Below are 11,575 nucleotides of genomic sequence, written 5' to 3'. Positions count from 1 at the left end.
TCCACAGCAGGCTATGTCTTTGTGAACGCGTGCACAAAGATGGTGTCCGATTTGCCCGGCCAACGTGACCGGGGTCACGCGTCCAGGGCGCGCCCGCACGGAACCGGCGCACCTGCGGCGATGCTGTTCTCCCGATGGGGGCAAAACCGAACACTCTCCTCAGTGAATCCCGCCCCCGAGACCAAACGTGCTCGACCCTAGGCGACTTTTCCGGCTGCTTCCCGTCCGCCGAGGACCGCTTTCCCGGCTGCTTCCCGGACGTTTCCCGGCCGCTTCCCGGCTGCCTCCCGGACCGCCGGACTAGCCGGTCAGTTCTTTCCGCAGCCGGTCCTCGTTCACCCGCCAGAAGGTGTGCTGTGCGCCGTCGACGAGCACCACCGGGATCTGCTCCCAGTACTGCTCGTGCAGGCGCGCGTCCTCGGTGATGTCCTGCTGCTCCCAGGGCACCCCGAGTTCGCCGCACACCCGCTCGACCACGGCTTGCGCGTCATCGCACAGATGACATCCCGGCTTGCGGATCAGGGTGACGCGCCGGTCCTCGGGGGCCGGCTTCCTGCGGAAGAGGGGACTCATACCGGCCATTCTCGCGCGCTCGCGGTCACTTCGGGACCAGCAGTCGCCTCGGTTCTTTAACGGCTCGGTCGGGGAGAGTTCACACCGACCAAACCTCTCGACTCCGGAAGCACCGAACAAACTGGCTATGCTCACGCCATGGCCGCTCTCGGATGGCTCACTCCCCGTAGGCGCTCCGCCACGGCGCGGAGCGTGTTGGCAGGCGAGGCCTCGGCGGAGGCAGCGCGCAAGTCCTCGCAGGACACCCAGGACGTCCATGACGCCCAGGACACCGCGGACGCCACCGCCCGGGAACCCGAGTTCCCGGTGCTCGGCGACGACAGGGCCGCGGCCTTCTTCGACCTGGACAACACCGTGATGCAGGGCGCCGCGCTGTTCCACTTCGGCCGGGGCCTGTACAAGCGGAAGTTCTTCGAGACCCGCGACCTCGCGAAGTTCGCCTGGCAGCAGGCGTGGTTCCGGCTGGCCGGCGTCGAGGACCCCGAGCACATGCAGGACGCCCGCGACTCCGCGCTGTCCATCGTCAAGGGCCACCGCGTCGCCGAGCTCCAGTCGATCGGCGAGGAGATCTACGACGAGTACATGGCCGAACGCATCTGGCCGGGCACCCGGGCGCTGGCCCAGGCCCATCTGGACGCGGGCCAGAAGGTGTGGCTGGTCACGGCGGCCCCGGTGGAGATCGCCACGGTCATCGCCCGCCGGCTCGGCCTGACCGGCGCGCTCGGCACGGTCGCCGAGTCCGTCGACGGGATCTACACCGGCAAGCTGGTCGGCGAGCCGCTGCACGGCCCGGCCAAGGCGGAGGCGGTCCGCGCGCTGGCGGCGGCCGAGGGCCTGGACCTCGCCCGGTGCGCCGCCTACAGCGACTCGCACAACGACATCCCGATGCTGTCGCTGGTCGGCCACCCCTACGCGATCAACCCGGACACCAAGCTGCGCAAGCACGCCCGCGAGAAGGACTGGCGGCTGCGCGACTACCGCACGGGCCGCAAGGCGGCGAAGGTCGGCATCCCCGCGGCGGCGGGCGTGGGCGCGGTGGCGGGCGGCACGGTCGCGGCGATCGCGCTGCACCGGCGCCGCCGGTGACGACCGGGCACCGGGCACACCACGACGCACCACCGGCCGGCACCGGCGCGCCGCCGGCGGGGCACCGGGCCCCGGCGCCCGCATGATGCCGCACGCACACCAACACGCCCCCCACTCCGCCGAAACGCGCACTTTTCTGATCAACAAGCGGTCACTCTGCGACACTTGATGGTGCGTCAATCGGTTACGGAAGCGACGTAATCGATGATTTGAGCAACTGGGCGTAGCAGCACCTGTACGAAGCGTTATTCTCCTCAGACGCAAACCGGTACCCCTTCCGTCGCCACGACGGGTGAACGGTCCCGCACTGCACGTGATGGAAGCTCTGCCTCTGGGAGTCCCGTGTACCCACACGTCGGGGTTGACGCCTCGGGCCTGGCTACGCTGCGCGCAACGGTCGCTACGGCCCAAGAACTGCTGCGCGGCCTCGTCCCGGCCGCGCACGCCGTCCCTGCCTTCGCCACCGCCGCCCCCGTAGGCCCGTGCTACGCACTCGCCGACGGCATCGAGCAGGCGCCCGCGCGCAGCGCGGTCGTCGAGGGGCGGCGCTCGGGCGACGGACGGGTGGCCGGCAGACGGGGGCGCGCGTCCGGCGCGGCCACCGCCCGCCGGCCGGCCGCGGACAGCGACAGCGCCCGGATGATGGACCTCGTCGAGCGCGCGCAGGCCGGCGAGGCCGAGGCGTTCGGCCGCCTCTACGACCAGTACAGCGACACCGTGTACCGCTACATCTACTACCGGGTGGGCGGCAAGGCGACCGCCGAAGACCTCACCAGCGAGACCTTTCTGCGGGCCCTGCGCCGCATCGGCACCTTCACCTGGCAGGGCCGCGACTTCGGGGCCTGGCTGGTCACCATCGCCCGCAACCTGGTCGCCGACCACTTCAAGTCCAGCCGCTTCCGGCTGGAGGTCACCACCGGCGAGATGCTCGACGCCAACGAGGTGGAACGATCCCCCGAGGACTCCGTCCTGGAGTCCCTGTCCAACGCGGCCCTGCTCGACGCCGTACGCCGACTCAACCCCCAGCAGCAGGAGTGCGTGACGCTTCGTTTCCTTCAGGGTCTCTCGGTCGCGGAGACCGCCCGTGTGATGGGCAAGAACGAGGGCGCCATCAAGACGCTCCAGTACCGGGCCGTGCGCACCCTCGCCCGGCTCCTGCCGGACGACGCACGCTGACGCCCGGCCGGATGTCGCCACCGTGTGCGATGTCCAACTCACGTTCAGTGAAAGCCCATTGACTTTCCCAGCCGATCATCCGTCGTCCGTAACCCAAGTGCCGAGCCAGTCGTTGTGCGGGATACAGGCTCCCTGTGGTCACGTCATGGCCGACCCTGATCACCTGATCGTGTGGAAGTGGTCATGGGCGTGCAACCCTCAGGACCCCCTGGGGAGTCGACCGTGATGACGAGAGGAGGTGCCGCCAGTGATCGCGAACGTATCGGCGCACCGGCGGGCGAACGCCTTCGCCCAGGCCCTGGAGGAGCAGTCCGCCCGGGACACGGCGGCCGAGCAGTCCGAGGCACCGGCACCGGCCGGCGAACGGACCGAGCAGGGCGAGTTGTTGGCACTCGCCACGGGACTCGGCGCACTGCCCAAGCCGCACCTCGACCCGGAGGTCAAGGTCGTCCAACGGGCCCAGCTCGTGGCCGCGATGGAGGCCATGCTGCAGGAGGGCGGCGCGGCCGAACCCACGGTGCCGGCACAGCGATCGCACCGGGCCGAAGGTGCGCACCGGGCCGGCCCGCTGGGCAAGCTGCGACCGCGCACCAGGCTGACCAAGGGGCTGGCCGCGGGCGGGCTCAGCGTCGGAGTGGCCGCCGGAGCCTTCGGGGGCGTCGCCGCCGCGAGTTCCGACGCCCTGCCCGGCGATTCGCTGTACGGCCTCAAGCGGGGCATCGAGGAGTTCAAGCTCAACTACCTGACCGACGGGGACGACGAACGCGGCCAGACCTACCTCGACCAGGCGTCGACCCGGCTGAGCGAGGCCCGGCGGCTGCTGGAGCGCGGCCGCGGCGGGCAGCTCGACCACGAGTCGATCGGCGAGATCCGCCGCACCCTGTCGGGCATGCGGCAGGACGTCACCGAGGGCCACCGCCTGCTGCACGAGGCGTACGAACGCGACCCCGACTCGCTCGGTCCCATCCAGGCCCTGTCCACGTTCTCGCGGTCCCACCGGGATGTGTGGGGCGCGGTGCGCGACAGGCTCCCGGTCCAACTCGGGGATGTCAGCGACCAGGTCTCGTCGGTCTTCGACGCCATAGACGAAGAGGTCGCCCCGCTGCAGTCCCTGCTCCCGCAGAACCCCGCCAAGACCAGCGAGGACCCGCCGCAGGGCCCCGGCTCCCCGTCCGACAGCCCCTCCGGCACCCACCACTCGACCACACCCAGCGCCGGTCATGGCTCCGCCGCCGGCGGTGACTCCAGCAGCAGCCCGAGCGGCGCGGCCACCGGCAGCACGCAGGAGGGCCTGATCGGGGGCAGCACGGGCGGACTGCTCGACCCGCCGAAGAGCAGCGGCAGCGCCTCCCCGTCCACCAGCAGGACCCCCAGCAGAGAGCCGGATGTCACCCTCCCGCCCCTGCTGCCGGGCCTGCTGCCCGGCCTGGGCATCGACAGCGAGGACGCGAACTAAGCGCTCCGCTGGAGATGCCGCGCTATGCCGTCGGTCGTCTGCGGCGCCGTCGTGGCTGGTCGCGCAGTTCCCCGCGCCCCTTTCGGGGCGCTGTCGAACCGCAGCGGACTTCACTGGACCTGCTGAGGCGGCAGCGCCCCATGGTGGGCCCCTCCCGTGAGGGGCCCACCGTCATGCGGCACGGTCAGGGACGTCAGGAACTCAGAAGAACACCGACCGGCGCTGCACCAGCAGCTTGTACAGCGTGTGCTGGATCTGCTCGCGGACCTGGTCGGTCAGGTTGAACATCAGCATCGGGTCGTCCGCGGCCTCCGGCGGATAGCCGTCCGTCGGGATCGGCTCGCCGAACTGGATCGTCCACTTCGTCGGCAACGGGACCGCGCCCAGCGGCCCCAGCCACGGGAAGGTCGGCGTCAGCGGGAAGTACGGGAAGCCCAGCACCCGCGCCACGGTCTTGGCATTGCCGATCATCGGGTAGATCTCCTCAGCCCCGACGATCGAGCAGGGGACGATCGGAGTGCCCTTGCGCAGCGCCGTGGAGACGAAGCCGCCCCGCCCGAACCGCTGGAGCTTGTAGCGCTCGCTGAAGGGCTTGCCGATGCCCTTGAAGCCCTCCGGCATCACCCCGACCAGCTCCCCCGCCTCCAGCAGCCGCTCGGCGTCCTCCGTGCAGGCCAGGGTGTGGCCCAGCTTGCGGGCGAGTTCGTTGATCACCGGCAGCACGAAGACCAGGTCGGCCGCGAGCAGCCGCAGATGCCGGCCCGCCGGATGGTGGTCGTGCACGGCGACCTGCATCATCAGCCCGTCCAGCGGCAGCGTCCCGGAGTGGTTGGCGACGATCAGGGCGCCGCCCTCGGCGGGGACGTTCTCGATGCCCTTCACATCGACCCGGAAGTATCTCTCGTACACCGGGCGCAGCAGGGACATCAGGACCTGGTCGGTCAACTCCTCGTCGTAGCCGAAGTCGTCGACCTCGTAGTCCCCGGTCAGCCGCCGGCGCAGAAAGGCCAGGCCGCTCGCCACCCGCTGCTCCAGGCCGCGGTCCCGCGACTGCGGCGGCTGTTCCTCTGCGATCACGGGAACATCATCCTGCGCCGGGACCCGTCCCGGCAGGGGCTGTACCTCGCGCACCACCGGGCTCTCGCCCGAGCGCCGGCCGGCCGCGCTCCGGCGCCGTGCGGACCGGGCCACGGCGGATCCGCGGGACCGGTCGTCGTCGAACGGAATGACCTTGGCGTCCGCCATCGTTGCTGCGCTCCTCAATCGGCGCTCTGCGTCTGGGGGTGGCCGCCGCCCCGCAGGGACAGCGCGGCGATCCGGTCGACGGCCCCGGCCAGGGCCTCCGGCGGCAGCAGCCCGGGGCCGCGGCTGCGCGCGAAGTCCGCGAAGGTCTCCGCCGTCGTGTACTTCGGCCGGAAGCCGAGGGTCTCGCGCATCTGCTCCGTCGACACGACCCGGCCGTGGGTGAGCAACCGAATCTGCTCGGGTGAAAAGTCCGTCATGCCCAGGGTACGCACCAACGAGCCGGTCCAGGTGACCGCGGGCAGCAGCAGCGGCACCGTGGGCCGCCCGAGGCGCCTGGAGCACTGCGAGAGCAGCAGGACACCGTCGCCGGCGATGTTGAAGGTGCCGCTGTTGAGCGTGGCTCGGGCAGGTTCGTGCGCGGCGATCCGCAGCACGTCGATCACGTCGTCCTCGTGCACGAACTGCAGCCGCGGGTCGTAGCCGAACACGGTCGGCAGGACGGGCAGCGAGAAGTAGGCGGCCAGGGGCGTGTCGGCGGTGGGCCCCAGGATGTTGGCGAACCTCAGGACGCACACGGCCACGTCGGGCCGCCGCCGCGCGAAGCCGCGCACATACCCCTCGACCTCCACCGTGTCCTTGGCGAAGCCCCCGCTGGGCAGCGACTTGGGCTGGGTGGTCTCGGTGAACACGGCCGGGTCGCGGGAGGCCGACCCGTACACATTGGTGCTCGACTTGACGACCAGGCGCCGCACGGCCGGCGACTTCTGACAGGCCCCGAGCAGCTGCATGGTGCCGATGACATTGGTCTCCTTGACCGTGGCCCGGCTGCCGCTGCCCAGCGCCATGCCCGTCACATCCAGGTGTACGACCGTGTCGGCGGCGGTCTCGGCGAGGACGCGGGCGATGGTGGGCTGCCGGATGTCGGCCTGGATGAAGTCGGCCCCGCCGAGGTGGTGCTCGGGCGGCACCGCGTCCACGGCGACGACCCGGTCCACCTGGGGGTCACGCTGGATCCGCCGGACGAAACGGCCGCCCAGTTGCCGGGCCACGCCGGTCACGAGCACGACCTTCCCCAAGATCAGCGCCTTTCTTCCGTATGTCCCCGTGTTCGAGTCAACTTAGCGGGTCGACGTTGCGCTGTGATGACCACCCGATGCCGGAGGCGGCGGAAATTCCCCAGTCGGAATATGCCTGTGGCCCCCCACCGCTCCCGGTGGGGGGCCACAGACGCAGCTCTCGCGGTTCGCGCCGAACCTTACTTCTTGTTACGACGCTGAACGCGCGTGCGCTTGAGCAGCTTGCGGTGCTTCTTCTTCGCCATCCGCTTGCGCCGCTTCTTGATAACAGAGCCCACGACTACCCTCGCTCACTTCTCATCACTCGGTGCTGGGCGCCATGGGCCCATACGACCTACGAGGGGCTAGCCTACCCGCCCGAGGGCTGAGGTCGTAATCGAGGTGCTCCGGGCGGTCACCCGGAGCCGCCGTCAGGCCGTTTCGACCCCCACATAGCTCTCGCGGAGGTACTCGTGGACCGCTTGCTCCGGGACACGGAACGACCGTCCGACCCGGATCGCGGGCAGATGACCGCTGTGCACCAACCGGTACACGGTCATCTTCGACACGCGCATCACCGCGGCGACCTCCGCCACGGTAAGGAATACGACCTCGTTCAGAGGCCTCTCGCCAGCAGCCATGACACACCTGAACCTTCCGCACTCGACGGCCACCGGCTTCCCCTTCCGGTGACTCTTCGTCGCTGCGTGCTCACTCCCCAGACTAGATGCGGGTGATGCGAGTGGGGAAGAGGTGCACCCATCGGCGGCCTACTGTGACAGACACGCTCGATTGAGTACGTAGCGGGTAAGCGGACCGTAGTAAGCAGACCGCACCGCGTCATCAAGCGGAACGACCACGGACACCCGCCCCTCGGCCTCCCCCACGAACGGCGCCGGGTCGTCGGTGTCCGCAAGACCCATCGCCTCGAACCCCAGTTGACCTGCTCCGCAGACCCAGCCGTGGTCCCCGATCACCAGCTCGGGCAGCGGCCCGCCGGCCTCCGCCGCGGCGGCCAGCGCGGTCCGAACCGGCAGCGGGGAGTGAGTGTGCGCGCCGGGCTCACCACCGGGGCGTTCGGCACCGGCCGGCCGGACCAGCGCGACTCCCCGTACGTAATCAAGGTTGTGGGTACGTAGTCCGAACCGGGTCGTTATGTCGACACGGCGACCCTGCGCGGGGGTGAGGACGTCACATCCCGCCGCCGACAGGGCGTCCGCCAAGGCTGCGTAGAACCCGAGCAGACAGTGCGGGTGCCCGGTGCCGAACAGCACCTTGGCGCCGCGCCGGGCCGCGACCGCGATGCGCTCCGCGAAGGCGTCCAACGCGGCCAGGGTCAGCTCCGGGTCAATCACATCATGGCCGGACGTGTGCCGGGGATCAGCCGAAACCCCACATCTCCTCGCCATCAGCTCGATCAACTCGGGCTGCCCCCAGGCCAGTTCGGGATCGATCCCGATCAGCACACGGGGATCCCGAGCCGCGAAGAGCCGATAGCTCCGCAGGCTCTCCTCCCGCGAGGTGGCCACCGGCCCGGCGATCCGGGCGGCCAGCAGATGCGCACGAAGCGCCCCAACACTCAACACACCCCCGATCCTGACGCCCCCACCCCCTCACCACCCCCAAAACCCCCAACAACCCCACCCATGGCCCAACCCCCGCGCCCCGAAGGGGCGCGGGGAACTGCGCGACCAGCCACAACGGCGCCGCAGCCAAACAACACCCCGTCACGGCCCCCCAAGCGGAGCGATTACGCCTACGCCAACAACCCCCGCAGGGGGAACACCGCCCGCCGGGTCGCCCGTACCGCCTGGTCCAGTCGGTCGGCCGGGTCGTACCCGGACTCCCAGTCGGCCCACGACACGGGCCAGCGCCCGTCGGTCATCCGCATCGGCCCCAACTGCCGCGTACGGGCGTAGACATCCCGCCGCCACCCCTCGGGGATCGCGGTCTCGGGCGCCACGGGACGCCCCGCCGCGATCCCCACCAGGTGCGTCCAGGAGCGCGGCACGACGTCCACCACCTCGTACCCGCCCCCACCGAGCGCCACCCACCGACCGCCCGCGTACTCGTGCGCCAGGTCATGGCATGCCACCTGCACGGCCCGCTGCGCGTCCAGTGAGACCGCCAGATGGGCCAGCGGATCCTCGAAGTGCGTGTCGGCCCCGTGCTGCGTCACCAGCACCTCGGGCCGGAAGTCGGCCACCAGCTCAGGCACCACGGCGTGGAACGCCCGCAGCCACCCCTCGTCCCCGGTACCGGCCGGCAGCGCCAGGTTCACCGCGGACCCCGCCGCCGACTCCGCCCCGGTCTCCTCCGGCCACCCGGTCTGCGGGAACAGCGTCCGCGGGTGTTCGTGCAGCGAGATCGTCAGCACCCGCGGATCCTCCCAGAACGCCGCCTGCACCCCGTCCCCGTGGTGCACGTCCACGTCCACGTACGCGATCCGCTCGGCCCCCAGCTCCAGCAGCCGCGCGATCGCCAGCGCGGCGTCGTTGTAGATGCAGAACCCCGACGCGGCCCCGGGCATCGCGTGGTGCAGTCCGCCCGCGAAGTTCACCGCGTGCGCCGCGTCCCCGTGCCACACCGCCTCCGCGGCCGCCACCGACTGCCCGGCGATCAGCGCGGACACCTCGTGCATCCCGGCGAACGCGGGATCGTCCACCGTCCCCAGTCCGTAGGTACCGTCCGCCGAACCGGGGTCCGCCGAGGCCGCCTTCACCGCCTCGATGTAGTCCTCCCGGTGGACCAGCCGCAGCGTGGACTCCCCCGCCGCTTTCGCCGCGACGACCTGCACCACACGGTCGAGCCCGAAGGCGCCCACCAGTCTGCGGGTCAGCTCCAGCCGGACTGGGTCCATCGGATGGTCCGGGCCGAAGTCATAGCCCGTTACTGCCTCGTCCCACATCAGCTGTGCGCGGCCGCTCATGCCGGCCACCGTATCGGTCCGGCCGAGCCTCGAACGACCCGGCGTACACCGACGTCACCAGCACCAACACCATCGGCACAAGCATCGCCCAGCGGTAGCCCCAGGCATCGCCGAGCACCCCCACCAACGGCGAACCGATCAGAAAACCCACGTAGTTGAAGATGTTGAGCCGGGCGATCGCCGCGTCCGAAGCCCCCGGGAACAGCCGTCCCGCCGCCGCGAACGTCTGCGGCACCAGCACGCACAGACCCAGCCCCAGCAGGGTGAATCCGAGCATCCCGACCCATGCGCCCGGCGCCGCCGACACCACCGCGAACCCGGCCGCCGCCACCAGCGACCCCAGCCGTACGACCGCCGCCGCCCCGAACCGCCGCACCCCGAAGTCCCCCACGGACCGGCCCACGAGTGTCGTCACCATGTACACGTTGTACGGAACCGTCGCCAGCTGCTCCGAACTCCCGAGCACGTCCTTCAGGTACTTCGCGCTCCAGTTGGACACGGTCGAGTCCCCGATGTACGCGAAGGTCATCACCAGACACAGCGGAAGCAGCACGCGGAAGACCACGCTCCCGCCTCCCGCTCCGCCCTGCCCCTCCTCCGGGCCGGCGGCACCGGTCCCGTCCGCCGCGGGCGCCGGATCGCCGTCCAGGTACCACCGGCTGCCCACCAGGACCGCCGGCAGCAGCACGGCCACCACCGGCAGGTACGACACCCACAGCGCCAGCTGCCAGTGCGCTCCCGCCCAGGCCAGCGAGGCGCCCACGATCCCGCCCAGGCTGAACACGGCATGGAAGCTGAGCATGATGCTGCGCCCGTACGCCCGTTGCAGGCTCACCCCGAGCATGTTCATCGAGGCGTCCAGCGCGCCGACGGCCAGCCCGAACGTCGCCAGCGCCAGCGCGAGCCAGGCCAGCTGACCGCCGGCGCCCACGGCGAGCAGCGCCAGCAGCACCACGGGCTGGGACCAGCGCAGCACTCGGCTGGGCCGTATCCGCTTCACCAGGTGCTCGGTGGTCACGCTGCCGACCCCGGCGAGGACCGGTACGGCGGCCAGGAAGACGGGCAGCAACGCGTCGGAGACGCCGTACCGGTCCTGGATGGCCGGAATGCGCGTGACGAGGAGGGCGAAGGCGGCGCCCTGGGCGAAGAAGCCGAACGCCAACGAGGCCCTGCCGCGCCGCAGCACATCTGTCATGGCCGCGAGCGTAGGGCTCCGGGATACCCGTGGGTAGATCCAGCCAAAGGTGAATTTCCCTCATCTTCAGCCGGGGCGGCTACCCGGGTTCATATCAGCAGGTCGGCCAACTCCCGCATGTCGGAGAAGAGTTGCCCGGCACCGGTCAGCTTCTCCGGTGGGGTCATGGCGGTGAACCCGTACACGTCCATCCCGGCCGCGACAGCCGCCCGCACGCCCAGCGGGCTGTCCTCCACGACGACACACCGCTGCGGGGCGACCCCCATACGCTCGGCCGCGTACAGGAACAGGTCGGGCGCCGGCTTTCCGCGCCCCACGTCCTGCGAGCTGAAGATCCTGGAGTCCTCGAACCACTGGTCGAGCCCGGTCGTCCGATGCCCCACCCGGATCCGCTCATGGCTCCCGGAAGACGCCACGCAGTACGGCACCCCGTCAGCGGCGAGCTTCTCCAGTACGCCGACGACCCCGCTGACCGGCTTCAGCTCCCGCTCGAACGCGGCGAACACGCGCGCGTGGAAGACATCGTCGAAGTCCGCGGGCAACCGCTGCCCGGTCCGCTCCGCCACCAGATCGTGCACACGGTGCATGGCGGCCCCCATGTAGTCCCGCAGGGAGTCCTCGTAGGAGGTCGGATGACCCAGTTCGGTGAGATAGGCGGCCAGCAGCCGGTTGGAGATGGGCTCGCTGTCCACGAGCACACCGTCGTTGTCGAAGATGACCACGTCATAGCGCATGCCCCGACCCTAAACGCAGAAAACCCCCGTGCCAAAAGGCACGGGGGTTTTCCCAAAATTAGTTCGGCGGTGTCCTACTCTCCCACAGGGTCCCCCCTGCAGTACCATCGGCGCTGTAAGGCTTAG

At 70.4% G+C, this 11,575-nt stretch carries 12 protein-coding genes; 3 read left to right on the top strand and 9 right to left on the bottom strand.

All coding sequences use genetic code 11. The annotated features are described in order from the left end of the window. Window positions 1–300: 300 nt before the first annotated feature. Entirely contained in the window at window positions 301–582 is a 282-nt protein-coding gene (locus ACIRFL_RS29085) for a glutaredoxin family protein (RefSeq protein WP_404034154.1), read from the bottom strand. A 129-nt stretch (window positions 583–711) separates the two neighbouring features. Here ACIRFL_RS29085 and ACIRFL_RS29080 point away from each other — a divergent pair, with 129 nt between their 5' ends. The 3 genes from ACIRFL_RS29080 (at window position 712) to ACIRFL_RS29070 (ending at window position 4,291) form a co-directional block, all read left to right on the top strand. After that, a complete protein-coding gene (locus tag ACIRFL_RS29080) occupies window positions 712–1,659 on the top strand; it encodes an HAD family hydrolase (protein WP_404034152.1) in 948 nt (315 codons plus the stop codon). A 342-nt stretch (window positions 1,660–2,001) separates the two neighbouring features. Next, window positions 2,002–2,835: an ECF subfamily RNA polymerase sigma factor, BldN family gene (locus tag ACIRFL_RS29075; protein WP_404034150.1), complete on the top strand. Its 834-nt coding sequence runs from the start codon at window positions 2,002–2,004 to the stop codon at window positions 2,833–2,835. A 247-nt stretch (window positions 2,836–3,082) separates the two neighbouring features. After that, window positions 3,083–4,291: a DUF5667 domain-containing protein gene (locus ACIRFL_RS29070; protein WP_404034148.1), complete on the top strand. Its 1,209-nt coding sequence runs from the start codon at window positions 3,083–3,085 to the stop codon at window positions 4,289–4,291. A gap of 201 nt (window positions 4,292–4,492) precedes the next feature. Here ACIRFL_RS29070 and ACIRFL_RS29065 read toward each other — a convergent pair whose 3' ends face one another. The 8 genes from ACIRFL_RS29065 to ACIRFL_RS29030 all read right to left on the bottom strand — a co-directional run bounded on the left by ACIRFL_RS29065 (window position 4,493) and on the right by ACIRFL_RS29030 (window position 11,449). Further along, window positions 4,493–5,536, bottom strand: a complete 1,044-nt coding sequence (locus ACIRFL_RS29065; protein ID WP_404034146.1) for a lysophospholipid acyltransferase family protein — start codon at window positions 5,534–5,536, stop codon at window positions 4,493–4,495. A 14-nt stretch (window positions 5,537–5,550) separates the two neighbouring features. Next, window positions 5,551–6,612, bottom strand: coding sequence for an NAD-dependent epimerase/dehydratase family protein (locus ACIRFL_RS29060; protein ID WP_404034144.1), 1,062 nt, complete (start codon window positions 6,610–6,612; stop codon window positions 5,551–5,553). Window positions 6,613–6,791: 179 nt separating this feature from the next. Continuing rightward, entirely contained in the window at window positions 6,792–6,890 is a 99-nt protein-coding gene (locus ACIRFL_RS29055; RefSeq protein ID WP_003948845.1) for a 30S ribosomal protein bS22, read from the bottom strand. A 132-nt stretch (window positions 6,891–7,022) separates the two neighbouring features. Continuing rightward, a complete protein-coding gene (locus ACIRFL_RS29050) occupies window positions 7,023–7,232 on the bottom strand; it encodes a helix-turn-helix domain-containing protein (protein ID WP_067299677.1) in 210 nt (69 codons plus the stop codon). A gap of 129 nt (window positions 7,233–7,361) precedes the next feature. After that, entirely contained in the window at window positions 7,362–8,177 is an 816-nt protein-coding gene (locus ACIRFL_RS29045) for a phosphatase (RefSeq protein WP_404034141.1), read from the bottom strand. Between the two features lie 170 nt (window positions 8,178–8,347). Beyond that, window positions 8,348–9,520, bottom strand: coding sequence for an acetoin utilization protein AcuC (locus ACIRFL_RS29040; RefSeq protein WP_404034139.1), 1,173 nt, complete (start codon window positions 9,518–9,520; stop codon window positions 8,348–8,350). Continuing rightward, on the bottom strand, window positions 9,471–10,715 hold the full coding sequence (locus tag ACIRFL_RS29035) for an MFS transporter (protein WP_404034137.1): 1,245 nt from the start codon (window positions 10,713–10,715) through the stop codon (window positions 9,471–9,473). Before ACIRFL_RS29035 ends, ACIRFL_RS29040 begins: the two co-directional genes overlap by 50 nt. Window positions 10,716–10,804: 89 nt before the next feature. Then, window positions 10,805–11,449, bottom strand: a complete 645-nt coding sequence (locus ACIRFL_RS29030; protein WP_404034135.1) for an HAD family hydrolase — start codon at window positions 11,447–11,449, stop codon at window positions 10,805–10,807. Between the last annotated feature and the right edge of the window lie 126 nt (window positions 11,450–11,575).

Origin of the sequence: Streptomyces sp. NPDC102462 (assembly GCF_044765425.1) — a bacterium.
In the GTDB taxonomy this organism is placed as follows: Bacteria; Actinomycetota; Actinomycetes; order Streptomycetales; family Streptomycetaceae; genus Streptomyces.
The sequence above is the reverse complement of the archived record's forward strand: the minus strand, read 5'-3'. Positions and strand labels throughout refer to the sequence as shown.